The organism is Morganella sp. Je.2.23 (assembly GCF_051129855.1).
Lineage (GTDB): Bacteria > Pseudomonadota > Gammaproteobacteria > Enterobacterales > Enterobacteriaceae > Morganella > Morganella sibonii.
Genome location: NZ_JBCPSQ010000006.1, coordinates 56,601 through 82,882, shown reverse-complemented (window position 1 = coordinate 82,882; position 26,282 = coordinate 56,601). Strand labels below are relative to the sequence as shown.

At 53.0% G+C, this 26,282-nt stretch carries 23 protein-coding genes and 3 tRNA genes; 5 read left to right on the top strand and 21 right to left on the bottom strand.

Annotated elements, in window-relative coordinates; genetic code table 11:
• Positions 1 to 127: 127 nt before the first annotated feature.
• Complete coding sequence (locus AAZR23_RS16865) at positions 128 to 748, bottom strand: peptidylprolyl isomerase (protein WP_166708785.1); 621 nt, start codon at positions 746 to 748, stop codon at positions 128 to 130.
• A 265-nt stretch (positions 749 to 1,013) separates the two neighbouring features.
• Between AAZR23_RS16865 and AAZR23_RS16860 the strand changes: the two genes are divergently transcribed.
• On the top strand, positions 1,014 to 1,595 hold the full coding sequence (locus tag AAZR23_RS16860; protein ID WP_434693910.1) for a LysM-like peptidoglycan-binding domain-containing protein: 582 nt from the start codon (positions 1,014 to 1,016) through the stop codon (positions 1,593 to 1,595).
• A 75-nt stretch (positions 1,596 to 1,670) separates the two neighbouring features.
• Here AAZR23_RS16860 and rplI read toward each other — a convergent pair whose 3' ends face one another.
• The 16 genes from rplI to tsaE all read right to left on the bottom strand — a co-directional run bounded on the left by rplI (position 1,671) and on the right by tsaE (position 17,450).
• Positions 1,671 to 2,120, bottom strand: a complete 450-nt coding sequence (gene rplI / locus AAZR23_RS16855) for a 50S ribosomal protein L9 (RefSeq protein ID WP_025154545.1) — start codon at positions 2,118 to 2,120, stop codon at positions 1,671 to 1,673.
• Between the two features lie 38 nt (positions 2,121 to 2,158).
• Positions 2,159 to 2,386: a 30S ribosomal protein S18 gene (rpsR, locus tag AAZR23_RS16850; protein WP_004234502.1), complete on the bottom strand. Its 228-nt coding sequence runs from the start codon at positions 2,384 to 2,386 to the stop codon at positions 2,159 to 2,161.
• A gap of 4 nt (positions 2,387 to 2,390) precedes the next feature.
• Entirely contained in the window at positions 2,391 to 2,708 is a 318-nt protein-coding gene (gene priB / locus AAZR23_RS16845; RefSeq protein WP_072056886.1) for a primosomal replication protein N, read from the bottom strand.
• 5 nt (positions 2,709 to 2,713) lie between these two features.
• Positions 2,714 to 3,103 (bottom strand): 30S ribosomal protein S6, encoded by a 390-nt coding sequence (gene rpsF, locus AAZR23_RS16840; protein WP_046894253.1) that lies wholly within the window; start codon positions 3,101 to 3,103, stop codon positions 2,714 to 2,716.
• Positions 3,104 to 3,254: 151 nt separating this feature from the next.
• Positions 3,255 to 3,989, bottom strand: coding sequence for a 23S rRNA (guanosine(2251)-2'-O)-methyltransferase RlmB (gene rlmB, locus AAZR23_RS16835; RefSeq protein ID WP_052926772.1), 735 nt, complete (start codon positions 3,987 to 3,989; stop codon positions 3,255 to 3,257).
• 78 nt (positions 3,990 to 4,067) lie between these two features.
• Entirely contained in the window at positions 4,068 to 6,506 is a 2,439-nt protein-coding gene (gene rnr, locus AAZR23_RS16830) for a ribonuclease R (RefSeq protein ID WP_434693903.1), read from the bottom strand.
• 27 nt (positions 6,507 to 6,533) lie between these two features.
• On the bottom strand, positions 6,534 to 6,962 hold the full coding sequence (gene nsrR / locus AAZR23_RS16825) for a nitric oxide-sensing transcriptional repressor NsrR (RefSeq protein ID WP_046894250.1): 429 nt from the start codon (positions 6,960 to 6,962) through the stop codon (positions 6,534 to 6,536).
• A 204-nt stretch (positions 6,963 to 7,166) separates the two neighbouring features.
• A complete protein-coding gene (locus AAZR23_RS16820; protein WP_434693900.1) occupies positions 7,167 to 8,465 on the bottom strand; it encodes an adenylosuccinate synthase in 1,299 nt (432 codons plus the stop codon).
• Between the two features lie 191 nt (positions 8,466 to 8,656).
• Positions 8,657 to 9,670 (bottom strand): protease modulator HflC, encoded by a 1,014-nt coding sequence (gene hflC / locus AAZR23_RS16815; protein WP_046894248.1) that lies wholly within the window; start codon positions 9,668 to 9,670, stop codon positions 8,657 to 8,659.
• Positions 9,671 to 9,672: 2 nt separating this feature from the next.
• Positions 9,673 to 10,950: an FtsH protease activity modulator HflK gene (hflK, locus tag AAZR23_RS16810; RefSeq protein WP_054425248.1), complete on the bottom strand. Its 1,278-nt coding sequence runs from the start codon at positions 10,948 to 10,950 to the stop codon at positions 9,673 to 9,675.
• 86 nt (positions 10,951 to 11,036) lie between these two features.
• Entirely contained in the window at positions 11,037 to 12,317 is a 1,281-nt protein-coding gene (gene hflX / locus AAZR23_RS16805; protein ID WP_166708787.1) for a ribosome rescue GTPase HflX, read from the bottom strand.
• 98 nt (positions 12,318 to 12,415) lie between these two features.
• Positions 12,416 to 12,721 (bottom strand): RNA chaperone Hfq, encoded by a 306-nt coding sequence (hfq, locus tag AAZR23_RS16800; protein WP_046894245.1) that lies wholly within the window; start codon positions 12,719 to 12,721, stop codon positions 12,416 to 12,418.
• Positions 12,722 to 12,827: 106 nt separating this feature from the next.
• Positions 12,828 to 13,766, bottom strand: coding sequence for a tRNA (adenosine(37)-N6)-dimethylallyltransferase MiaA (gene miaA / locus AAZR23_RS16795; RefSeq protein WP_112549901.1), 939 nt, complete (start codon positions 13,764 to 13,766; stop codon positions 12,828 to 12,830).
• A complete protein-coding gene (mutL, locus tag AAZR23_RS16790) occupies positions 13,759 to 15,657 on the bottom strand; it encodes a DNA mismatch repair endonuclease MutL (RefSeq protein ID WP_434693895.1) in 1,899 nt (632 codons plus the stop codon). Before mutL ends, miaA begins: the two co-directional genes overlap by 8 nt.
• Positions 15,658 to 15,676: 19 nt before the next feature.
• A complete protein-coding gene (locus tag AAZR23_RS16785; RefSeq protein WP_434693892.1) occupies positions 15,677 to 16,972 on the bottom strand; it encodes an N-acetylmuramoyl-L-alanine amidase in 1,296 nt (431 codons plus the stop codon).
• Between the two features lie 13 nt (positions 16,973 to 16,985).
• Positions 16,986 to 17,450, bottom strand: coding sequence for a tRNA (adenosine(37)-N6)-threonylcarbamoyltransferase complex ATPase subunit type 1 TsaE (gene tsaE / locus AAZR23_RS16780; protein WP_046894241.1), 465 nt, complete (start codon positions 17,448 to 17,450; stop codon positions 16,986 to 16,988).
• A gap of 193 nt (positions 17,451 to 17,643) precedes the next feature.
• Between tsaE and queG the strand changes: the two genes are divergently transcribed.
• Positions 17,644 to 18,801 (top strand): tRNA epoxyqueuosine(34) reductase QueG, encoded by a 1,158-nt coding sequence (gene queG, locus AAZR23_RS16775; RefSeq protein WP_434693889.1) that lies wholly within the window; start codon positions 17,644 to 17,646, stop codon positions 18,799 to 18,801.
• 698 nt (positions 18,802 to 19,499) lie between these two features.
• On the opposite strand, the gene AAZR23_RS16770 is transcribed toward queG, so the two are convergent.
• The 4 genes from AAZR23_RS16770 to orn all read right to left on the bottom strand — a co-directional run bounded on the left by AAZR23_RS16770 (position 19,500) and on the right by orn (position 20,556).
• A tRNA-Gly gene (locus AAZR23_RS16770) sits at positions 19,500 to 19,575 on the bottom strand.
• 34 nt (positions 19,576 to 19,609) lie between these two features.
• Positions 19,610 to 19,685, bottom strand: a tRNA-Gly gene (locus AAZR23_RS16765).
• Positions 19,686 to 19,720: 35 nt separating this feature from the next.
• Positions 19,721 to 19,796: transfer RNA gene (locus tag AAZR23_RS16760), tRNA-Gly, on the bottom strand.
• Between the two features lie 214 nt (positions 19,797 to 20,010).
• On the bottom strand, positions 20,011 to 20,556 hold the full coding sequence (gene orn, locus AAZR23_RS16755) for an oligoribonuclease (RefSeq protein WP_025154642.1): 546 nt from the start codon (positions 20,554 to 20,556) through the stop codon (positions 20,011 to 20,013).
• Between the two features lie 164 nt (positions 20,557 to 20,720).
• Between orn and rsgA the strand changes: the two genes are divergently transcribed.
• From rsgA to mscM, 3 genes are all read left to right on the top strand, one after another.
• Entirely contained in the window at positions 20,721 to 21,770 is a 1,050-nt protein-coding gene (gene rsgA, locus AAZR23_RS16750; RefSeq protein ID WP_046894238.1) for a small ribosomal subunit biogenesis GTPase RsgA, read from the top strand.
• Between the two features lie 89 nt (positions 21,771 to 21,859).
• On the top strand, positions 21,860 to 22,795 hold the full coding sequence (gene asd / locus AAZR23_RS16745) for an archaetidylserine decarboxylase (RefSeq protein WP_434693884.1): 936 nt from the start codon (positions 21,860 to 21,862) through the stop codon (positions 22,793 to 22,795).
• Between the two features lie 12 nt (positions 22,796 to 22,807).
• Positions 22,808 to 26,170, top strand: a complete 3,363-nt coding sequence (gene mscM / locus AAZR23_RS16740; RefSeq protein WP_434693882.1) for a miniconductance mechanosensitive channel MscM — start codon at positions 22,808 to 22,810, stop codon at positions 26,168 to 26,170.
• Positions 26,171 to 26,282 lie beyond the last annotated feature (112 nt).

Here is a 26,282-nt window from a genome sequence, read left to right as displayed (position 1 = left end):
TTCACAGAACGGTTAGTGAGTCGCGTCGTAATCCTGTTCACGTCTCCGGAGACATGAGTATAGAAATAAAAATGGCCGGTGAAAACCGGCCATTTCGCATATTCTGTTTTTGTCAGCAAAGAGAGTATTACAGGATCTCCAGCAGCTCCACTTCGAATACCAGTGTGCTGTACGGCGGGATTGCCGCACCGGCACCACGCTCACCGTACGCCAGGTTGCTCGGGATATACAGTTCCCACTTGGAGCCGACCGGCATCAGGGTCAGTGCTTCAATCCAGCCCGCGATCACGCCGCTTACCGGGAATTCAGCAGGCTGGCCGCGCTGTACGGAGCTGTCAAACACAGTACCGTCGATCAGACGACCGGTGTAGTGAACACGGACACGGTCAGTACGCGCCGGGATCGCACCGTCGCCCTGATTGATGACAGAGAACTGCAGGCCGCTTTCAGTAGTGGAAACGCCTTCTTTCTTCGCATTCTCTTCCAGGAAACGCATTCCGTCTTTGACCAGTTCAGCCTGTTTTTCATTGCGGACAGCATCAGCACGCTCATGCATTTCACGCAGGGCACGATGCAGAACATCCACCGCCACAGCAGGCTGATTATTTTCCAGTGCATCAGTGATACCGGCCAGAATGGCTTCCGGTACTAATCCGCTCAGTCCTGATTCCTGTAATTGCTGGCCGATTTGTAAGCCGATTCCGTAGCTTGCCTGTGCTTCCATCGTGTCAAAAGTCGGTTGTGTCATGAGAGATACCTGATTAATAAATTAAGACGGATAAGCATAACAGCAGGATGTACCCCGGTAAACCCGATAATCAGTGAAAGCTGGTGCAGCCCTGTGATTACCGGAAAACAGCATAATCAATTTATAAGACAAGACTAATCAATTTATAAAACAAGATTAATCAATTTATAAAACAAGACTAATTCCGAATAATTTCAGTACGTCTGCTGCTACACTGGAATAATACCGGAGGATAATTATTCATGCTGAAAAGCGGGAGATTCTGATGAGACTACTGCCAAAGCGCCATCTTTACGCCATCACCGCTATTGCGCTGATTGTCATGCTTGTCCTGATATTCTGGCCTGCCGCACAGAAGCCCCCGGTGATCGTGCCTTCGCAGAATATCACGCTGACGCCGCCGGCTGATCCGCTGGGTGACCTGATAGCAGAGCAGACCGGTACACCACCGGATACCGCAGCTGTTACTCCCGATTTACCGCTGCCGGATAACCTCCCGCCGGGCGCACTGAACACCGGACCGGCTCCCCAGCCCGTTACCGCACAACCTCCGGCCAGCGCAGAACAGACTCCTGCGCCTGTACAGGACAGTACACTGCGTTTCACCCTCAAAAAAGGTCAGACATTAGCTCAGGTATTTCGCAGCAACGGATTGCCGGTCGATGACTTATTCCGCATGACGGCGGTTGAAGGGCCGCAGAAACCGCTGAATCAGGTGGAATCCGGGGATAAAATCAGCGTGACCAAAGGAAAGGGAAACACGGTCTCAGTGCTGAGAATTGATAAGGCCAACGGGCAGTCCGCCACCTTTAAACGACAGAAAGACGGCAGTTACCGCCGCTCTTAACCGTTGTTTTGTCACATAAAAAAAACGCTGGCCTGAGCCAGCGTCTTTCAAAGATGTTTACCGTGTAATCAGAGATTACTCAGCAACAATCTTCACATTCAGTTCTGCAAACACGTCGCTGTGAACCTGGAAGTGAACTTCGTGATCACCCAGAGTACGCAGAACGCCGTTTGGCAGACGAACTTCGCTTTTCGCCACTTCAACGCCGGCTGCAGTTACAGCATCAGCGATGTCACGGGTACCGACAGAACCGAACAGTTTACCTTCGTCACCCGCTTTGGAAGACAGAGTCACAACGCCCAGGGCATTGATTTTCTCTGCGCGAGCGTGTGCTGCTGCCAGAACGTCAGCTAATTTAGCTTCCAGTTCTGCGCGGCGCGCTTCGAAGAATTCGATGTTTTTCTTGGTTGCAGGAACTGCTTTACCTTGCGGTACTAAGAAGTTACGTGCATAACCAGATTTAACATTTACCTGGTCGCCCAGGCTGCCCAGGTTTGCTACTTTATCAAGCAGAATAACTTGCATTACCTTATCCTCTTAAAGTCATTAATGGACTGTGCCGATTACTGATGACGATCAGTGTAAGGCAGTAAAGACAGGTAGCGTGCACGCTTGATAGCACGAGCGAGCTGACGCTGATATTTCGCACTGGTACCGGTGATACGGCTTGGTACGATTTTACCACTTTCAGTGATATAGTTTTTCAGCGTAGCGATGTCTTTATAATCAATCTCTTGAACGCCTTCTGCGGTGAAACGGCAGAATTTACGACGACGGAAATAACGTGCCATATGGCTAGTCTCCAGAATCTATCAATTCAATATGTTCGGCATGAAGAACCAGTTTCGATAATCCATTTCGCCCCTGATGGGTACTGATGAATCCGTGAACGGTTATCTGACTGCCGACCGTTATACTGCGAGTAATGGTTTGGATCGTCTGTCCGCTGGCAACCACGGGCATTCTGCACCATGCCTGCCTGGTAAGTCCGGCTTCCTGCTGTTGTGAGCGGTGCTCAAGCACAAACTGACAATGCGGAATTCCGGCCGGGCTGACTTTCCGGGTGGGTTCCCTGCACACTGTGCCGGATAACACCAGACGGTTAGCGGACACCGTTATTACTCTTCAGTTTCCTCAGCTTCATCATTTTCTTCAACGTCGTCAGACATGTCGCGCGGGCGACGTTCGTCTTTCGCTTTAACCATTGGAGAAGGTTCAGTCACCGCGTGCTTAACGCGCATAACCATGCTGCGGATAACGGCATCATTGAAGCGGAAAATAGTTTCCAGCTCGTCAATCACTTCCTGCGGAGCTTCAACGTTCAGCAGAACGTAGTGTGCTTTGTGCAGTTTGTTGATTGGGTAAGCCAGTTGGCGACGACCCCAGTCTTCGAGACGGTGGATCTGACCTTCTGCGTTAGTAATAGCAGTTTTATAACGCTCGATCATTGCCGGTACTTGTTCGCTCTGGTCCGGATGAACCATGAAGACGATTTCGTAATGACGCATTAGTAGTGCTCCTTACGGATTATTAGCCTCCTGTCCGGGCAACCGCAACCCTGAGAGGCAAGGAACTTGTTTAAGTGCGGCTGAAAAATTTGACGCATAACTATACTCATACCCGCCTCAAAAGACAAGGTAATAAGTGTGTGATGCGGGATTATTTTCCGCGCTGACGCACAGCCTCAAACAGGCAGACGCCAGTTGCCACCGAGACATTCAGGGAGGATACCGCCCCGGCCATCGGAATGCTGATAAGTTCATCGCACAGGTCGCGGGTCAGGCGGCGCATGCCTTCTCCTTCCGCACCCATCACCAGCGCCACCGGGCCGGTCATTTTGCTCTGATACAGATCATGAGTCGCTTCACCGGCCGTGCCGACAACCCAGATATTTTCATCTTTCAGCTGACGCAGTGTACGGGCCAGGTTAGTGACACGGATCAGCGGTACGCTTTCCGCCGCGCCGCACGCGACTTTTTTCGCCGTCGCATTCAGCTGCGCGGAACGGTCTTTCGGGATGATCACCGCATGCACACCGGCGGCATCTGCGGTACGCAGACAGGCACCGAGGTTGTGCGGATCCGTCACACCGTCGAGCACCAGCAGAAACGGTGTTTCATGCTCTGCCAGCAGATCAGGCAGATCCTGCTCCTGATACTGACGGCCGCCTTTGACTTTGGCGATAATACCCTGATGAACAGCCCCTTCGGTCTGGCCGTCCATCCACTGACGGCTGGCCACCTGGACGCGGACACCCGCGGCTTCCAGAGCATGCACAACCGGAGTCAGACGGCGGTCTTCACGTCCTTTTAAAACAAAAACTTCAAGAAAACGGCTGGGATCACGCGCCAGCAGAGCATCCACGGCGTGGATACCATAAATAATTTCACTCATAACGTTCCGTTTGTTGCGGGACAATAAGCGTAATGAGGCGTTACCGCCTCATTACGGGAAGATATAAACCAAAGGCAGTTACTTCGCAGCTTTTTTCTTCGCGCGTTTCGCCTTTATATTGGCTTCGATTTTTTTGGTCCGGGCTGATTTCTTACTTTTCGGTGCTTTCGGGCCGTCCTCTTTTTTCTTCTTGCGGAACGCACTGTCCGGTTCGAAGTTTTTGTCACGGCGCGGATCAGCTTTCTTACCATCCCGGCGCTTGTCCCCTCTGTCACCGGCTTTCGCACGGGTTCTCGCGGTTTTGCCTTCATTACGGGCACGGCGGGTGGTCGAAATCAGCGCGAAATCAATGGTGCGCTCATCCATATGCACGGCTTCCACCCGGATTTCAACTTCATCACCCAGGCGGTATACATTAGAGGACGATTCACCAATCAGACGCTGGCCGACATTATCGTAGCGGTAGTAATCGTTATCAAGTGTTGATACGTGTACCAGACCATCGATAAACAGATCATTGAGACGGACAAAGAAACCGAAACCGGTCACGCTGGTGATAAGCCCGGTAAAGACATTCCCCACCTGATCCTGCATAAAGTCACACTTCAGCCAGTCCGCCACATCGCGGGTGGCTTCATCAGCACGGCGCTCCGTCATGGAGGTGTGCTCACCCAGCTGAAGCATACTCTGCATATCATAATGCCATGCACCGGTCTGCGATTTCGCCTCGCCGCGCTCTTTCGCCAGCAGGTATTTAATCGCACGGTGCAGGCTCAGATCCGGATAGCGGCGGATCGGTGAGGTAAAGTGGGCATACGCCGGTAACGCCAGGCCGAAGTGGCCGCGGTTATCCGGATCATAAATCGCCTGTTTCATCGAGCGCAGCAGCATGGTCTGTAACAGTTCGTGGTCAGGACGTTCCGCCACTTCCAGCATGACACGGGCGTAATCTTTCGGCTCCGGTGTCAGGCCGCCCGGCAGGGTCAGACCCAGTTCATTAAAGACAGTACGCAGGTTGGTAACGCTGTCCTCTTTCGGACGATCATGCACACGGTACAGCGCCGGTTCATTGTTTTTCTCAACGAAACGGGCTGCGGCAACGTTCGCCATGATCATACATTCTTCGATCAGTTTGTGCGCATCATTGCGCAGTACCGGCTCGATACGTTCAATGCGTTTTTCCGCATTGAAAATAAATTTAGCTTCTTCGGATTCAAAGGCAATCGCGCCGCGCTCGTCACGGGCTTCCGCCAGTGCTTTATAGAGTTTATGCAGCTCTTCCAGGTGTTTGACCAGCGGCGCGTAATGCTCACGCAGCTCTTCATCGCCTTCGAGGATTTTCCACACTTTGGTGTAGGTCAGACGGGCGTGTGAGCTCATTACCGCTTCATAGAAACGGTAACCGGAAAGCTTACCTTTCGCCGAAATCGTCATTTCACACACCATACACAGGCGGTCAACCTGCGGGTTCAGTGAGCAGACACCGTTCGACAGTACTTCCGGCAGCATCGGTACAACCTGTGACGGGAAGTAAACTGAGGTTCCCCGGCTGCGGGCTTCATCATCCAGCGCCGTCTGCGGACGCACATAATAACTGACGTCAGCAATTGCCACCCACAGACGCCAGCCGCCGCCGCGTTTGGCTTCGCAGTGTACGGCGTCATCAAAGTCACGGGCATCTTCGCCGTCGATAGTCACCAGCGGCAGGTCGCGTAAATCAACACGGCCTTTTTTGGCGGATTCCGGTACTTCCTCGCGGATATCCGCAACCTGGCGTTCCACCTGTTCAGGCCAGGTAAACGGAATTTCATGTTTGCGCAGGGCAATATCCACAGCAATACTGGTGCCCATTTTCTCGCCCAGCACTTCAGTGATAACACCGAGCGCCTGCACGCGTTTGCCCGGACGGCGGGTCAGTTCCGCCACTACGATATTCCCCATCCGTGCGCCGTTAATCGACTCTTTCGGGATCAGAATATCAAAGCACAGGCGGCTGTCATCCGGCACGACAAATCCCATGCCTTCTTCGGTAAAGTAACGGCCGACAATCTGGCCGGTTTTTGGCTCAACGACACGCACAACGCGCGCTTCGCGGCGGCCTTTGCGATCAGCCCCCATCACCTGAACCAGGATCACATCCCCGTGGATGCATAATTTCATCTGATCCTGCGGGATGTAGAGATCGTCTTTTTGTCCTTCGACACGCAGGAACCCGAAGCCATCACGATGGCCGATCACGGTTCCTTTAATTAAATCAAGGCGTTCCGGTAAGGCGTAGCACTGACGGCGGGTAAAGACCAGCTGCCCGTCACGCTCCATGGCGCGCAGACGGCGGCGCAGGGCTTCCTGAGCCTCTTCACCGGTGATACCCAGTTCCTGTGCGATATCGTCGCGGCTCACCGGTTTGGTGTGACGGCGGACAGTTTCAAGAATAAATTCACGGCTCGCGATCGGAGATTCGTATTTTTCCGCTTCGCGCTCACGGTAAGGGTCGTTTGATTGTTTTTCCACTGACATTATATCCTCCGTGGTTTCTGACAAGCGTTATTCGTCCGTCAGTAACAATTTATAAAGATGCTGATTGTCCTGCACCATATCAGCGAGCGTGTGTTTATCCAGTTCCTGCAGAAACTCCCGTATGGCTTTGTTCAGTACCGATTTCAGCCGGCAAGCCGGGGTAATGTGACAGAATTCACCGCTGCAGTTCACCAGTGTTAACGGCTCGAGCGCGCGGACAACCTCACCGATACCTATAGTATTAGCAGGTTTTCCCAGGCGGATCCCGCCATTTTTGCCGCGAATCGCCTCGACATAACCCAAATGGCTCAATTGGTTAATTATCTTGACCATATGGTTACGGGATACACCGTAGACATTCGTCACTTCCGTAATACTGGTCATTTTACCATCAGGAAGTGACGCCATATAAATCAGCGCCCGCAAGCCATAATCTGTAAAACTGGTTAACTGCACATTTTACCCCGTAAATTCTGTTATCCCGCGCGGGGATCACATGATAAGTAATGGATAATCATTATGTGTGTCTTTTGCTTATTAAGCAAAATTTGTCGTTAAAAACGCCGGATTTCCTGCGCTCACGCAGTCAGAAATTCCGGCGTCAGAAAACAAAAAGCCGGACAAACATGTCCGGCCCTGACTGGTATCAACTGAACGATCTTATGCGTCGAACGGGTCGCGCAGGATCATCGTTTCAGAACGATCCGGACCGGTTGAAATAATATCAACAGGAACGCCTGTCAGTTCTTCAATGCGGCGGATGTAATCCAGTGCTGCCTGAGGCAGTGCTTCGCGGCTCTTCGCCCCGAAGGTGGTTTCAGTCCAGCCCGGCATCACTTCATAGATAGGCTCGATGCCTTCCCAGTTATCCGCAGCCAGTGGTGTGGTTTCGATGATTTCACCATTCGGTAAACGGTAACCGACACACACTTTCACTTCTTTCAGACCATCCAGCACATCCAGCTTGGTCATGCAGAACCCTGACAGGGAGTTAATCTGCACAGCACGGCGGATAGCAATGATGTCCAGCCAGCCGCAACGACGGCTGCGTCCGGTGGTTGCACCGAACTCCTGGCCTTTGGTACGCAGGTATTCACCGGTTTCATCAAACAGTTCGGTCGGGAACGGACCGGCACCCACACGGGTGGAGTAAGCTTTGATGATACCCAGGACATAATCCACATAACGCGGACCTAAACCGGAACCGGTGGCAACACCGCCGGCAGTGGTGTTTGAGGAGGTCACATACGGATAGGTACCGTGGTCGATATCCAGCAGTGTACCCTGTGCACCTTCAAACATCACCAGCTCACCGTTAACGGTGGCTTTGTACAGCAGATCAGACACATCCACAACTATACCGGTCAGGATATCCGCAACTGCCATGATTTCGTCCAGGGTTTTCTGATAGTCAACCGCAGGCTCTTTGTAGTAGTTCACTAACTGGAAGTTGTGATACTCAAGGATTTCTTTCAGTTTCTGAGCGAAAGTTTCTTTATCGAAGAGATCACCCACGCGCAGACCGCGACGGGCAACTTTATCTTCGTATGCAGGTCCGATACCGCGCCCGGTTGTGCCGATAGCTTTCGCGCCGCGTGCTTTCTCACGGGCATTATCCAGCGCAACATGATAAGGCAGGATCAGCGGACATGCTTCAGAAATCAGCAGACGTTCGCGCACCGGAATACCACGCTCTTCCAGTGCAGTCATTTCTTTCAGCAGTGCATCGGGTGCGAGTACAACACCGTTAGCAATGATGCTGACGACGTTTTCGCGGAGAATACCTGACGGAATTAAATGCAGGACGGTTTTCTCACCGTTGATAACCAGAGTGTGACCAGCGTTGTGGCCACCTTGATAACGAACAACATACTTAGCCCGTTCAGTCAGCAAGTCGACGATTTTGCCCTTGCCCTCGTCACCCCATTGGGTGCCCAATACGACAACGTTCTTACCCATTTCGTTTTTACCTGGTTGCTTAAAAAAGGATTCTAGCATCTCATGACCGCCCTTTCAGCACTTTTTATCCACTTTATGAAAGTCACCTGATCTATGTCCATAATAAAGCCCGCCTAAGCGGGCTTTCTTCATCAGAGTGCGACCATCAGCATGCTGACGATTTGTCAGTACCGGTTATGCGGTTACCGGACTTACTGGCCTGAAGCCGGACGCAATGATGTCGGTGCCTTCATGTAACGGAAGAAATCCGTATCCGGGCTTAACACCATAATGTCGTTGCCATCGGGTTTGAAGCTTTGCTCATAAGCACGCAGGCTTCGGATAAACGCATAGAAATCCGGGTCCTGACTGAATGCATCCGCAAACAGTTTAGCGGCTTCCGCATCACCCGCACCACGCAGGGAGAGTGACTGGCGCTCCGCTTCGGCCAGGATTTCAGTACGGGTTTTATCTGCCACCGCACGAATCTTCATGGCTTCTTCCAGACCCTGTGAGCGGTGACGACGTGCCACAGCTTCACGTTCTGCACGCATACGCTGGAAGATAGCTTCGGAGACTTCCGCCGGCAGGTTGATCTGCTTGATACGGACGTCCACCACTTCGATACCTAACGCTGCCATACTGTTCGGATTCACCTGAGGCTGTGCGCCTTTGGTTTCTTCCTGAACACGCGCTGCCGCATCGGCAATAGCGTTATCAGCATCAGTTGCCTGCGGATCGTTACCGGAGCTCCCTTCGTTCAGTGCATTTTTGACTTCCGTCGTTAATGTACCGCGGGAATCCGTCACAATCTCTTTCACGCTCAGACGACCGAACTCAGAACGCAGACGGTCACTGAATTTACGTTTCAGCAGGTTTTCAGCCTGATTAATATTACCGCTGTTTGTTGCGAGATAATACAGGCTGAAATCACTAATCCGCCATTTCAGGTAAGAATCGACGATCAGGTCTTTGTTTTCGTTTGTCAGGAAACGGTCAGCCTGGATATCCAGAGTCTGGATACGGGCAGGCAGCATTTTAACGGTTTCAATAAACGGCACTTTCAGATGCAGGCCCGGTTCATAGACAATCGGTTTGTTCTCCGCATCACGCAGAACTTTACCAAAGCGCAGCACAATACCGCGCTCGGTCTGCTGAACAGTAAAGACAGACGCATACAGAACGCCTAAAACCAGAATAACAATAACGGCTAAATACTTACGCATGATTATTGTCTCCCTGTGCGTTCAGTGTTACCACGGATACCCGAACTGCTGAGATCATACGTGTTGTTGTATTCAGCGGGTACATTCGGATTCCGGGTGCTGTTTTGTGCCTGACGGCCTGACGGTGCCTGTGTTGCCGGCGCGGATGATGACGAGGCAGCGGATTTCGCCGGTGCAGTCTGAGAGGCGGCTCTCTGCTCGCGCATAATCTGATCCAGCGGCAGCACCATCATGCTGTTGCTTTTATCATTGGCAATCACTTTACGGGTATTGCTCAGCACACGTTCCATTGTCTCAATGTACAGACGTTCACGGGTGATATCCGGTGCCGCACGGTATTCCGGCAGCATTTTCGAGAAGCTTGCCACTTCACCGCGTGCTTTCAGCACGATACTGGCTTTATAGGCCTGCGCGCTTTCGATCATGCTTTGCGCGTTACCTTTTGCCAGCGGCAGAACTTCGTTTGAGTAAGCTTCCGCTTCACGGATAGATTGCTGTTCGTTTTCACGCGCGGCAATCACGTCATCGAATGAGGCCTGAACTTCAGCCGGCGGACGGGCTTCCTGGAAGTTGACGTCGACAATCGCGATCCCCATTTTATAAGGTCTGATTGTCTCTTCGAGAACTTTCTGGGTTTCGTTACGGACCACGGTACGGTTCGCCGTCAGGATTTTCTCCATGGTGAACTTACCGATAACCCCGCGCACCGCACTGTCCATCGCCTGACGCAGACTGTTGCCCGGGTTGGTGACGCTGAAGAGATACTCTTCCGGGTTCACAACCTGGAACTGGACGTTCATATTGACGCGGACGACGTTTTCGTCAGCCGTTAACATCATCCCGTTGGTCGCCAGATCCTGGACGGTCGCCACATCAACCGCGGTGACGCGATCAATAAATGTCGGTTTCCAGTTCAGACCCGGCTGCACCACATGACTGAATTTACCGAAACGGGTAACCACACCACGTTCCGTTTCTTTAATCGTATAGAAGCCGGTTGCGGCCCAGACAACAACAACGGCGGCAATAGCGAGACTGATAATACGTCCGCCGGCGAACTGTACCGGAGGACGATTGTTCCCGCCGGACTGTCCGTTATTATTTCCGCCTTTACCGCCACCCAGACCACCGAGTTTTCTGCTCATTTTCCGGAACAGATCGTCGAGATCAGATGCCCCACGGTTCCGGCCGCCTTTGTTACCGTCGGAGTTGCCGCCTTTATTGCTGCTCCCCCACGGGTCGCGGTCCTGTCCGTTATTACCGGGCTGATTCCACGCCATGCCTTCGCTCCACTCTTTTATGATCGGTTTTTCAGGGCTAAGAGCACAAAAACGCGCTCTCAATCAATATATTACGCCGCTGATAATCAGATAACGTAATCGGCTAACTGTTGTTCCTGCTTGCAGAGACGGCGCCAGTCAACAACCGGCAGCCTGATTTCAAGGCAAATCCGGCCATCGTCATCAAGCCACTCGCGTTCAATCGCCTGAAGCTGATAAAAACGGCTGCGCAGACGACCCTCTGACGGAGGCAGACACAATTCCAGGTGTGCGATCTCACCGGAAAGGCGTTCTGTCAGTGCCCGGAACAACAACGGGACTCCTGCTCCGGTCTGTGCTGAAAGCCAGACCCTGACCGGCAGGTTGTCCTCATTTCTGTCGATACGCGGTTCAAAATCGTCCAGCATATCGATTTTATTCATGACTATCAGAACCGGAATTTCATGTGCATCAATCTCTTCCAGAACTGTATTAACCGCATGAATATTTTCATCAATACGGTTATCCGCCGCGTCCACCACATGAAGCAGCAGTGTCGCTTCGCGGGTCTCCTGCAACGTGGCTTTAAATGCCGCCACCAGGTCGTGCGGCAGATGGCGGATAAACCCGACCGTATCTGCCAGTACCACAGTACCGACATCATCAACATCAATCCGCCGCAGGGTCGGATCGAGTGTCGCAAATAACTGATCCGCCGCATAGACTTTCGCATCAGTTATGTGATTAAACAGACTGGATTTCCCGGCGTTGGTGTAACCGACCAGAGACACCGTCGGAATATCCGCTTTACTGCGCGCCTGACGGCCTTGTCCGCGCTGGCGTTCCACTTTTTCCAGACGCCCTGAAATCTGTTTGATTTTATCCCGCAGCATCCGGCGGTCGGACTCAAGCTGAGTCTCACCCGGCCCCCGCAGACCAATCCCGCCTTTCTGGCGTTCAAGGTGCGTCCAGCCGCGGACCAGACGTGTGGAAAGGTGGCGTAACTGCGCCAGTTCCACCTGTAATTTACCTTCATGTGTCCGTGCCCGCTGGGCGAAGATATCGAGGATAACCCCGGTTCTGTCAACCACCCTGCACTGGCACAAACGCTCGAGGTTGCGTTCCTGCGCCGGACTTAAGGCATGGTTAAAGAGCACCACATCGGCGTCACTTTCCATCACAGCGTCAGCAATCTCTTCAGCTTTCCCTTCACCCGCAAAATACTTCGGATGGGGAGCGCTGCGGCTGCCGGTCACTATCCGGACAGGTGTCACACCCGCGGATGTCACAAGGGATTCAAATTCACTGAGATCATCAGTGTTTTTATCCTGTGAGAAAAACAGATGGACCAGTACGGCCCGTTCACCGCCTTCATACCTGTCAAACAACAGCAGAACCTCTCAGGCTGAGTGAAAAACACGCAGGAAAAAACACAGGTAAAGTCTCCCTACCTATGTTTTTCCGCGATTGATAACTGCACACTGACTTATTCAGCGCCATCAGTATCCTGTTGCGCACCACCGTTACCGGCTGACTGGTGGTAATTGCTGCTGCCGGTTCCCGGGTTTGCGCCACCGCTGTGGTGAGAAACCGGACGGGAAGGTACGACGGTAGAGATCGCGTGTTTATAAACCATTTGGCTGACCGTGTTTTTCAGCAGAATAACAAACTGGTCGAATGATTCGATCTGACCCTGCAATTTAATACCGTTGACCAGATAAATAGAAACCGGAACCCTTTCGCGACGTAATGCGTTCAGGAACGGATCTTGCAAAGATTGCCCCTTAGCCATTCTGTATTTTCCTTATTTTGTTGTTTTTTAAATGAAACCCAAACTGGGTTCGAAAAATAACTACTCAAAACTTTCGTAACCCGTTAATTGTACACAATCAACGGCGCTATGCACGAAGAACCTGCATAACGGCTTTAAGAGATTGTTCAGGCTGTTCACTGTCAAGCCAGTGAACGCCTTCCCAACCCCGCAACCACGTCAGCTGCCGCTTGGCAAGCTGGCGGGTGGCGCAAATGCCCCGATACACCATGTCGTCATAACTGATTTCACCGGCCAGATAAGACCACATCTGGCGGTAGCCGACACAACGGATCGACGGCAAATCCGGATGAAGGTCCCCGCGCTGATACAGCGCACGGACTTCGTCCTCAAAACCGGCGTTCAGCATCATCTGAAAACGCATTTCAATTCGCTGATGCAATATTTTACGATCTGCCGGTGCAATGGCAAACTGATAAGCATTAAAGGGCAAATTCTCCCCTGCAGTTTCCGTCAGTTCTGTCATCGTTTTCCCGGAGATATAGTATACCTCCAGCGCCCGGCTGAGCCGCTGCGGATCATTCGGATGGATTCGTGCCCCGGCGACGGGGTCAATCCGGCTCAGTTCATCATGAAGAACCTGCCAGCCATCCTGCGCTGCCCGCGCCTCAATCTGCGCCCGGATTTCCGGGTCAGCGGACGGCAGCGGCGATAATCCTTCCAGTAATGCCTTGAAATACATCATGGTTCCGCCGACCAGCAGCGGAATTTTTCCCTGCGCGGTGATATCTGTCATCGCCGCCAGTGCATCACGGCGGAAATCGGCAGCGGAATAGGCCACTGACGGATCGAGAATATCAATCAGCCGGTGCGGGGCGAGCGCCAGTTCGGCAGCGTCGGGCTTTGCGGTCCCGATATCCATCCCCTTGTAAATCAGCGCGGAGTCCACACTGATGATTTCCACCGGCAGCCGCTGACACAGTTCAATTGCCAGCGCGGTTTTTCCTGAAGCCGTCGGCCCCATCAGAAACAGGGCTGCGGGTTTATGATGATTCTGTTCACTCATGACGTAATGCTGCAACGACCTCAGTTAAATCAATTAATTGCACTAAATCTTCCGGCGGCCTGCGCACCAGTTCCGGGCACAGCCGCTCCACATCTGCCAGCAGTTGCACCGCCTGCGCTTTGCTCTGAACCGGCGATTCGCCGGTCAGCATACCGGCCAGACACGCCGCAACAGCGTGTTCACCCGCATCCGGGTTATCAGCCAGAAAGTTCAGTAATTCAGGGATAAGGTGCGGTAAATTTTGCTGACGAAGCGGTAACGATACCGTACGAATCGTCGCTTTTCCACGGGAAACTGAACCTTCTATGCCGAAAGTACGCAATACCCCGGCAAACCGCGTAAATGTCTCACATTCCTGTGCGCTTAATGCCATCTGAAGCGGGATCATCAGCGGCTGGGATTTCAGTCCCTGCTCTCCCGGAATCAGTTGCTGACACCGCAGAGAATGTGACGCTTTACTGAGGGAAAACAGCGCAATACCTGCATCTGTCTCAATTAACGCATAACACGGCGGATAAAGCGTAAGGATTTTACCAAAACTTACACGCTCACTTTTTTCCGTCACCGCCTCACCTGCGGCACTGATCCGGCTTTCTGACAGAAAAGTACTTTTTTCCGGAAACAGCTGCGGCCGGTTTTCCGCCGGAGTCTGTATCAGTGACTGATATATTCCGGCTTCTTTCGGGCTGTATACGGGTTTATCCGCAGAATATACCGGTTTCCCGCTGTTACGGCCGCTGTAAGATGCGGGACCTGCCGCCGTTTCCCGGTGCGGGGAAGGAGTATGCACGTCCTCCCGTTCAAAAATATTTTTACCGGCCGCCGCGCGGTTCTCGGGCACATGCTGTGTCTGCGGTACTGACGGCGCCGGTTCAAACAGGGAAACCGGCTGCTCATGCTGCTTCAGCACACTGAGCACTGCCTGATAAATAAAGTCATGCACCAGCCGCGCCTGATGAAAACGCACTTCATGTTTGGCCGGATGCACATTCACATCCACCTGACGCGGGTCAATGGTCAGATACAGAACGTAAGCCGGTTGCTGATCGCCGTTCAGCCGGTCTTCATACGCCTGACGGATCGCGTGATTGATCAGGCGGTCACGCATCATCCGCCCGTTCACATAACAATACTGTAAATCAGAAGGGCCGCTGTAATCCGCCGGTGAGGCCACCCAGCCGCGGATCGCCAGTTCCTCATGAGACCAGGTCACTGCCAGCGCCTGCTGCATAAAAGCCGTACCGCAGATCGCCCCCAGACGGCGTTCCTGCTGATCTTCCGCTTTGACCGGGCGGTACTGGCGCATCAGTTTACCGTTGTGGGTGAGATTAATGGCCACATCAAAACGGGACAGCGCGATGCGCCGGACCACTTCATCAATATGGCCGAACTCGGTTTTTTCGGTGCGCAGGAATTTCCGGCGGGCCGGGGTATTGAAAAAAAGATCCAGCACTTCCACGGTACTGCCCGCCGGATGTGCCGCCGGTTTCAGCGTCACGTCCATTTCCCGCCCTTCGGCATACGCCTGCCAGGCTTCGCTCTGTTCGCGGGTGCGGGAAGTAAAGGTCAGGCGGGATACCGAACTGATACTGGCGAGTGCCTCGCCGCGGAATCCCATGCTCATGATAGCTTCAAGGTCATCCAGCGTGGCGATTTTACTGGTGGCGTGTCGGGCCAGCGCCAGTGCCAGCTCGTCTTTGGCAATACCGCAGCCGTTATCACGGATACGGATCAGCTTTTCACCGCCGCGCTCAATATCAATATCGATACGGGTGGCTCCGGCGTCCAGGCTGTTTTCCACCAGTTCTTTCACCACCGATGCCGGGCGCTCAACCACTTCGCCTGCGGCTATCTGGTTTGCCAGCTGCGGCGGTAAAATCCGGATCGCCATAATTGCCCCCGTTCTCCTGTTATTTGGACGGTGCCGCCTGTAACGGATTCGCGGTAAAATATTCGCGTAACCCGCCGTGAATCGCGGCAGCCACCTGTTCCTGATAAGTATCGGACCCTAACAGCTGTTCTTCAGTGCTGTTACTGATAAAACCGGTTTCCACCAGAATGGACGGAATATCCGGCGAGCGCAGTACACCCAGGCTCGCGTGTTCCGGTGTGCCTTTGTGAACTTTACCTATCTTGCGCAGCTGGCGGATCACATCCTGCGCCACGGCATAACCGACACGCTGGGAGTTACCGAACTGGAGATCCAGCACGGCCTGGCTGAGATACGGGTCCGCACCGTTTGCCAGCGCATCACCGGCACCACCAAGCAGTTCCGATTGCTTCTCGCTCTGTTCCAGCCAGTTACCTAATTCGTTGTTTGCCCGCCGGTTAGAGAGCACCCAGACCGATGAACCGGTCGCGGTGCGGTTTGGTGCGGAATCCGCATGGATGGAGACCAGCATATTGGCACCGAATTTGCGCGCCACTTCTGAGCGTCCGGCAACGGAGATAAAATAATCGCCGTCACGGGTCAGAACCGGTTTGAACATCGGGTCATTTTTCAGACGCTTTTCCAGCTTACGGGCGATACTGATAGTGACGTTTTTCTCTCTCAGACCATTCTGCCCGATAGCACCCGGATCTTTCCCGCCGTGTCCGGCATCAATCGCCACCACCACCTGACGGCTGTTTTTCGGCAGTTTACCTGTCGGTACAACCGGGATTTTTGCCTGTGCCGGCACCGAGGCCGGGGCAGCTGCAACCGGTGCTGACTGTGTGCTGCCATTCATGCGCAGTGGTTTGCCGGTTGTGGTCGTTACCGGTTGTGCGGCAGCCACCGGGGCTGCGGTATAACTGTTTTTGCCGGTCAGGGTGATAGTCAGCCCGCCGTTATCCGCTGAATCACGGAAAGTGCTCTTTTCCGCCAGTTCCAGCACAATACGCTGATGCTGAGCATCCGGGGCACGGCTCTCTCTGACGACGTTAATCAGCCCGTTATCAAGGTTGATCGGCAGGCCGGTAATTTTCTGCGGCTGACGGATGTCGATGACCAGACGCTCCGGGTCGTGCAGCGGAAACAGTTTGTACTGTGGTTTACCGTCAAAACTGAGCTGTAATGTTCCCTGAGAGCCGTTATTGCTTACATTGATTCCCGTCAGGGATGCGGCGTGCCCGGCTGTGCTGAACAGCAGGCCCATGCAGAAAAGCAGCGCTGTCAGCCACGATACGGCGGCCACATCAGATTTCCGTGTCAGATATGCATTCATTCTCGGTAATTCCTCACATCTCCGCTAACTTATCCAGGAGTTCTTCACCATAAGGCGAGCGGGCGGTAAAACGCGCTTCCCGTCCTTCCCCATCATACCGTAAGTGCAATTCCAAATCTGCATCCGGCAGAAAACCGGCGCCTTTTTGCGGCCATTCGACCAGGCTCACGGTGTTTTCCCCGAAATAATCGCGGATACCCATAAATTCCAGCTCTTCCGGATCGGCCAGACGATACAGGTCAAAATGATAAACCGGGCGCGGTGAGAGCTCGTACGGTTCCACCAGGGTGTAAGTCGGGCTTTTCACATGCCCCTGATGGCCCAGTGCCTGAAGGAAACCGCGGCTGAAGGTGGTTTTTCCGGCACCCAGATCGCCGAAAAGATGCAGGACAAATCCGCGCTGACTCTGCTGTGCCAGTGCACGGCCGAGCGCGACAGTGGCAGCTTCATCTGCCAGCGTAAACAGACGTTCTTTCATTCTCGTTGTCGTCACAGGTTATTTTATTGAAATAATTGAGCGTGTAATCCGTTAAACATACCACATTCCGGTGATATACCTGCATAACGGCGTGCGAAAAAACGACAATAATGCGCAGTTTTTGTGCCGGACACTCTGTGATAAACTCCGCACCATTCACCATTACCCCTGCAATGTAAGTAAACACTCACTCATGAGCACTGACTCCGCATTACATCAGCTTGCCGCCCGGATAAAACAATGGGGGCGCGAACTCGGCTTTCAGCAGGTCGGTATCTGCGATACTGATCTCAGCGCGGAAGAACCGAAGTTACAGGCATGGCTGGATGCGGGCTATCAGGGTGAGATGGACTGGATGGCGCGTCACGGCATGATGCGCGCACGCCCTCATGAATTGCTGCCGGGCACGCTGCGGGTGATCAGCGTGCGGATGAACTATCTTCCGGCCAAAGCGGCCTTTGCCGCTGTGCTGCAAAACCCGGAACAGGGTTATATCAGCCGTTATGCGCTGGGACGGGATTATCACAAACTCCTGCGCCAGCGCCTGAAGCAGCTGGGAGAGCGGATTCAGGCTGAGTGTGATGTGCTGGCTCTGGATAATACCCTCAGTTACCGTCCGTTTGTCGACTCTGCCCCGGTACTGGAACGCCCGCTGGCGGCCAAAGCCGGTCTCGGCTGGGTTGGTAAGCACTCACTTATATTAAACCGTGAAGCCGGTTCCTGGTTTTTCCTCGGCGAACTGCTGATTAACCTGCCGCTGCCGGTTGATACCCCTGTTGAGGAGCAGTGCGGCCGCTGTGTTGCCTGTATGACCACCTGTCCGACTCAGGCGATTGTCGCGCCTTATACTGTCGATGCACGCCGCTGTATCTCCTACCTCACCATTGAGCTGGAGGGTGCCATCCCCGAAGAATTCCGCCCGCTGATGGGAAACCGCATTTACGGCTGTGATGACTGCCAGCTGATCTGTCCGTGGAACCGCTTCTCACAACTGACTGACGAGGAAGATTTCTCACCGCGCAAGCGCCTGCATACGCCGGAGCTGCTGGAGTTATTTGCCTGGGATGAAGCGACTTTCCTGCGGGTGACAGAGGGTTCGGCTATCCGGCGCATCGGATATCTGCGCTGGCTGAGAAATATCAGTGTAGCGCTCGGCAACGCCCCGTATGAAGATAAGATTATTATCGCACTGACAGAAAAAACCGGACTGGCTGACTGGCTTGATGAACATATCCGCTGGGCGGTTGCCCGTCAGTATGCCAAAAGAGATGAATCAGGTATCGAAATACAGACTTCACAACAAAAACGGCTGATCCGCGCCATTTCCAAAGGTTTACCCCGCGACGCCTGATCCCGCCTGATTATCCCGTTAAGTTATCCACAATGTTCAGTGTTGTGAATAATATAAAAAGACCTTGCCTATCAATGTGAAGAAAAAATACAAGAGAGCTGTCACACAATTCACATAAATTAAATTAACATATAAATATCAATATATTAAACAGGTATTATTCCGGTATTCAGCGTAATTCTGTGATTCAGCCGACAAAACCAGCCTGTGGATAACTCTGTGCAGAAAAGTGTGTCAGAACACCCGGGATGTGAATAACATGCCCCGCAGCGCTGTGGATAAAAAATGACATCAGGACAAAAAAATGGCCCCGGTTTGACTTAATCACCCTGTGAAAGGTGATGAAAAGCAGAAACTGATATAAAGATAGTCCGGAAAGTACCGGTGATAATCTTTCACTGTCTGAATAATCACCGCTGGTGATCGTTCATCTGCCCCTTCGTCGGAGAGGGCGCAAATTCTATTTCACCCCGCCGGGATTAGCAAGTTTTTTCCCTGTAATTACGAAGAAAACTATCTAACCGATTAAAATATCAGCAAAAATCCGGTCTGGCCCGTTTTGTGCTGCCGATGACTGTGGCTGATGCTTATTTGCACTGCACAACAATTTTCCCGGTGTAACCGGTAACAGAAAACAGCAAAGGTAAACTTCAGGATAATGATACTTCAGGGGGAGATAATAAAAGAGAAGAAAAAATTGGAGCGGGAAACGAGATTCGAACTCGCGACCCCGACCTTGGCAAGGTCGTGCTCTACCAACTGAGCTATTCCCGCGTCGCAACCGGTATATACCTGACAATCTGAAAATTGGAGCGGGAAACGAGACTCGAACTCGCGACCCCGACCTTGGCAAGGTCGTGCTCTACCAACTGAGCTATTCCCGCATCACAACCGGTATATTACCTGACAAACTGAAAATTGGAGCGGGAAACGAGGCTCGAACTCGCGACCCCGACCTTGGCAAGGTCGTGCTCTACCAACTGAGCTATTCCCGCATATTTTGCAATTTGCCCGCACCGCTTTCGATTGAAAATCTATCTCGGTACGGGGAGCGCATTATACGAAAAATTCATTTTCTGGCAAGCCCTCCGGCACGAAAAAATGAATTTTTTTGTTCAGATGCCGATAAAACCGGCAATTCTGCTATAAAATACGCAACCTGCGTTAATATTAACCTGTCTGCGGCTGAAAATCATGTGCCACGTTTTATCACAGACGGATAAAGGTTTCACGGTAGTATGCCAGTTCAGCAATCGACTCGCGGATATCATCCAGCGCCTGATGGGTATTTTTCTTGGTAAAGCCATCCAGCACTTCCGGTTTCCAGCGGCGGGCCAGCTCTTTCAGCGTGCTGACATCCAGATAGCGATAGTGGAAATACTGTTCCAGGGCAGGCATATAGCGGAACAGAAAACGGCGATCCTGGCCGACACTGTTACCGCAGATAGGTGATACCCCCTGCGGTACCCACTGTTCCAGAAACGCGATAGTGGCCTGCTCTGCCTGCGCATCGGAGTATGTACTGGCACGGACCCGCTCAGTTAACCCGCTGGCACCGTGTGTGCGGACATTCCAGTCATCCATCAGACCTAATTGTTCATCTGACTGATGTACCGCCAGAACCGGGCCTTCCGCCAGAATGTTCAGGTTTGCATCCGTCACAATGGTGGCGATTTCGATAATCCGGTCACGTTCCGGATCAAGTCCGGTCATTTCCAGATCAATCCAGATAAGGTTCTGTTCACTTTTAGCCATGTTGTATCCTATAGTTACCTGAGCATCCGCCTGTTTTTTATTCATACGGATTGAATGATGACGGGTAAAATGAATGGTGTATCATAGCGCGTAATCAGCCCTGCTGCGAGTCACCCCGGCGGGCACTTTCTTCTTTACGTGGTGTCAAAACAGACGAGGTTTCGTTGGCTAAACAAAAACTTTCCAAAGGTCAGGTACGGCGTGTTCAGGCAAACCAGCAGCGCAAACTGCGCAGAGAGAACCGGCCGGAGCCTGAAGACAGCCTGTTCGGTGAGGCTCAGGAAGGACAGGTAATCAGCCGCTTCGGGCAGCATGCGGATATTGAGGCGGCAGACGGCTCTGTACAGCGCTGTAACCTGCGCCGCACTATCAAATCACTGGTCACCGGTGATCGCGTGGTCTGGCGTGCGGCATTGCAGAATAACGAGGAAGGCCGTGTTAACGGGATTGTCGAGGCGGTACATGAGCGCGAATCCGTACTGACCCGCCCGGATTTTTATGACGGTCTTAAACCGATCGCTGCCAATATCAACCAGATCGTGATTGTTTCCGCCATTTTACCGGAGTTATCGCTCAATATTATTGATCGCTACCTGGTCGCCTGCGAAACACTGGGTGTGGAGCCGCTGATTGTCCTCAACAAAATTGACCTGCTGAATGATGAAAGCCGCGCCCTGGTCAATGATTTAATGAATATCTATCGTAATATCGGATACCGTGTGCTGGAAGTGTCCGGCCACACTGGTGAGGGGATTGATGCACTGACTGCGGCACTGGCCGGACGGATTTCTATCTTCGCCGGACAATCCGGTGTCGGAAAATCAAGCCTGCTCAATACATTGCTGCCGGAAACCGCAGATATTCTGGTTAATAATGTTTCTGATGTTTCCGGGCTGGGTCAGCACACCACCACCGCCTCACGGCTGTATCATTTCCCGCACGGCGGCGATGTGATCGATTCACCGGGGGTGCGTGAATTCGGTTTGTGGCACCTGACACCGGAGCAGGTTACTCAGGGATTTACAGAATTCCGCGATTATCTCGGCGGCTGTAAATTCCGTGACTGCAAACACGGGGACGACCCGGGCTGTGCACTGCGCGACGCTGTGGAAAACGGCAAAATAAGTGCGGAACGCTTTGAAAATTATCACCGCATTCTGGAAAGTATGGCGCAAGTCAAACCACGCCGTAATTTTACGGCCGGTGAAGACTGACAAGCGCAATAAGCACAGGTACAATAGCCCCCTTTTGTTCAGAATTCGCCGGAAAAACCGGCAGATAACAAACAATACCAGAGGTCGATGTGCTGGATACTCTTAAAATAAAATTACAATATTTGCTGCCTAAACAGTGTCTTACTCAGCTGGCGGGCCGCTTTGCCAACAAAAAACTTGGCTGGCTGACACAGCTGGCGATCAAAGCATTCGCCAAAGCCTATAAAGTGGATATGCAGGAAGCGAAAGAAAGCGAATTTATCGCTTACAGTACCTTCAATGAATTCTTTATCCGCGCACTGAAAGAGGAAGTCCGTCCGATCGTACAGGGCAGTGAAACTCTGGCGCTGCCGGCTGACGGTACTATCAGTCAGCTGGGGCTTATCCGTGACGATCAGATTTTACAAGCCAAAGGGCATAATTACACCCTGGAAGCCCTCCTCGCCGGAAACTGGCAACTGGCGGATCAGTTCCGCAACGGGCAGTTTGTAACCACTTACTTATCTCCGCGTGATTACCACCGCGTGCATATGCCGTGTGACGGCCATCTGCGCGAAATGATCTATGTTCCGGGCGATCTGTTCTCCGTCAATCCGCTGACTGCTGCCAATGTACCGAACCTGTTTGCCCGTAACGAGCGCCTGATCTGTGTGTTTGATACCGCTTTCGGCCCGATGGTGCAGATTCTGGTGGGTGCCACTATTGTCGGCAGTATGGAAACCGTCTGGTGCGGTATGGTCACGCCGCCGCGTGAAGGCATTGTCCGCCGCTGGACCTATCCGGCACATGACAGTGTCTGTGCGGTAAACCTGAAGAAAGGCGAAGAGATGGGCCGCTTTAAACTCGGTTCCACCGTTATCAACCTGTTCCCGGCGGATACTGTTGTACTGAACAGTGCACTGGCAAACGGTGTTTCCACCCGTATGGGGGAACTGCTGGCCACCTGTATCACAACGGATGATGACGCTCACGCAGAAGACAGCCCTGACTGCCCGCCGCAACCTGACGCCGCTGCCACTAACTGAGGACTCTTCCCTGTGCGCCTGATTATCTCATTTTTACTGGCGGTTTTTCTTTTCTCTCCGCTGACAGCGGTATATGCGGCATCGGATATTAACGAGCCGCAGATCCGCCAGGAACTCAAGCGGATTGAGAGCAGCAAAGATCCGAAAGATATTGAGATGGCTCAGGCGTTACAGGCGACCCTGAACTGGCTGGCAGACAGCAAAGCCGCGGATGAGCGGGCACAGAGCTATCAGGACACCATTGATAACTTCCCGAAGCTGGTCAGGGAACTGCGTCAGCAACTGCTGGAAGAGAGTGATTCTCCGGCCAAAATTCTGACCACCCGCCCTATCAGCGACCTCGAGCAGCAGACTATCCAGCTCAGCGGACAGTTACTGGAGCAGGGACGGCAGTTACAGCAGGAACAGGATAAAAACCGCGAAATCAGCGATTCCCTGACGCTTCTGCCTCAGCAGCAGTCCGAAGCCCGCCGCCTGCTCAATGAAGCCACGTCCCGCCAGCAGGGACTGACAACCCCGCTGACACCGCTTGCCGAGGCGCAATCCACGCTGGCCACAGCTGAAGTACAGGCGCGCAAAGCGACAGTCAATGAGCTGGAACTGGCACAGCTTTCTGCCAATAACCGCCAGGAACTGACCCGTATCCGCCTCGAACTGCTGCGTAAACGCTATCAGCGGCTGGATCTCGAGCTTCAGCAACTGCGCAGTGTACTGAACGGTAAACGCCAGCAGAAAGCCGAGCTGGCTCTGGAACGTACCGAACTGCTGGCTGAACAGGCCGGTGATTTACCGCCGTTCCTGAAAGAACAGGTTGATATCAACCGCGAGTTGTCGCAGGTACTGAATGATCAGGCCGTGCACATGAGTGATATCGGAGAAATGCAGCGCCAGGCGGCAACCGATATCCAGAAAGCACGCCAGGTTCTCGGTACCATTCAGGAACAGGCACAGTGGCTGAACGGCTCAACGGCGCTGGGGGAAGCCCTGAGGGCGCAGCTCAGCCGTCTGCCGGATATGCCGAAACCCCAGCAGCTGGATAAAGAAATCACCGACCTGCGCGTTGAGCGTCTGAAATATGAAAATATGCTTGATGCCCTGTCCGGTGATAATAATGAACCGGATACTTCACAGACAACCTCGCTCCCGGCTGATCAGGCCTCGCTGTATCAGCAGCTGGTTGACAACCGCAAAGAATTGCTCGGCTCCCTGCTCTCCGGTTACGACACCGAAATTCTGGAGCTGACCAAACTCAAAGTGACCACCAGTCAGCTCAGTGATGTACTGGCTGAAGTCCGCGATGATACACACCGTTATCTGTTCTGGGTGGCGGATGCCACCCCGGTTTCCCTCAATTACCCGATTGAAGTACTGACCAGCCTGACCAAACTGCTGTCTCTGGATACCCTGGCGCAGCTCGGCGGTGCGTTCAAAACGATGTTCTCATGGCAGAACAAAGAGATTTCGCTCTATATTATCGGTACCCTGCTGCTGGCCATTTTCGGCCTGAACTACCGCCGTCATTACCAGGCATTTCTGGACAGAACCAGCCAGCGTATCGGTAAAGTGACACTGGATCGCTTCTCCATCACGCTGCGTACCCTGTTCTGGTCTGTGCTTGTCTCTCTGCCGCTGCCGGTGCTGTGGTCGGCTATCGGCTACGGATTACAGAATGCCTGGCAGTATCCGATGGCAAAAGCAATCGGCGACGGTGTCAGCGCCACCACACCGGTTCTGTGGCTGTTTATGTTCTGTGCAACCTTTGCCCGTCCGAACGGCCTGTTTACCGCACAGTTCCGCTGGCCGGAAGCCCGTGTCAAACGGGCGATGCGCTTCTATCAGCTTTCTATTTTTGTCATTGTGCCGCTGATGATGGCAATGACCACCTTCGAATACTTTAATGACCGGGAATTCGCCCCGACACTCGGCCGCCTCTGCTTCCTGCTGCTGTGTGCCGCACTGTTTATTATTACCAGCAGCCTGCGCCGCGCGGGGGTTCCGCTCTATCTTGACCGTCACGGCAGCGGTGACAATGCGGTCAGCAAAGGTATGTGGTGGCTGCTTCTGCTGGCACCGGTTGTGGCGGCCATTTCGGCTCTGCTCGGCTATCTGGCAACCTCACAGGCACTGCTGGGCCGTCTGGAAACGTCGGTTGCTATCTGGTTTATGCTGCTGGTGGTCTATAACATCATCACCCGCTGGATGCTGATCCAGCGCCGCCGGATTGCCTTTGAACGCGCCAAACAGCGCCGTGCTGAAATCCTGGCGCAGCGGGCAAAAAGTGATGACGACAGCAGCGTGAACAGCAATGCCAACAGTGCTGAAGGCGTGATTGATATTGAAGAGCAGGTCATTGACCTCGACACTATCAGTGCGCAGTCTGTCGGGCTGGTCCGCTCCATCCTGACGATGATTGCCCTGGTGTCCTGTATTTTGCTCTGGTCAGAACTGCATACCGCGTTCTCCTTCCTGGAAAATATCCGGCTGTGGGATGTCAGCAGCAGTATTAACGGCGTGGATACTCTCCAGCCCATCACACTCGGCTCTGTCTTTGTCGCCATTCTGGTGATTATCATCACCACGCAACTGGTACGAAACCTCCCCGCCCTGCTGGAACTGGCGCTGTTACAGCACCTGGATCTGACACCGGGTACCGGGTACGCCATCACCACCCTGACCAAGTACGCGATAACGCTGGTCGGGGGGATTGTCGGATTCTCGCTGATCGGTATTGAATGGTCGAAAATGCAGTGGTTTGTAACAGCGATGGGTGTCGGGCTGGGCTTTGGTTTGCAGGAAATTTTCGCCAACATCGTTTCCGGTCTGATGATCCTGTTTGAAAAACCAATCCGTATCGGCGATACCGTGACTATCCGTGACCTGACCGGCAGCATCACACGTATCAACACCCGTGCCACCACGCTGACAGACTGGGACCGCAAAGAGATTATCGTCCCGAACAAAGCCTTTATCACCGAACAGTTTATTAACTGGTCGCTCTCGGATACCGTCACCCGTATCGTCCTGACGATCCCGGTACCGGCGGAAGCCAATCCGGAACAGGTCACTATTCTGCTGCTGATGGCAGCACAGGACTCCGCGATGATTCTGGATACACCAAACCCGGAAGCCTACCTGGTTGATTTGCAACAGGGTATTCAGATCTTCGAACTGCGTGCTTACGCAGCTGAAATGGGACACCGCCTGCCGGCACGTCATGAAATTCATCAGAATATCCTGCGCAGCTTCGCGGAAAACAACATCATTCTGCCGTTCCCGCCGTTTGAAGCGCGGGTGGATATGGTGGGTAATATCCTGCGCAGCGGCACCAAAAACCTGTCGGGCCGTAACCCGATGCGGAAATCAGGCGGGTTGTGATAACCGGTAAAGCCAGATAATAAAATTTAAGATATACTGCTGACAGTAATTCTTCATCTTAAATAGATTATCTGGCAACCATTTTAAATAAAATGAATACAAGTAAGTTAAA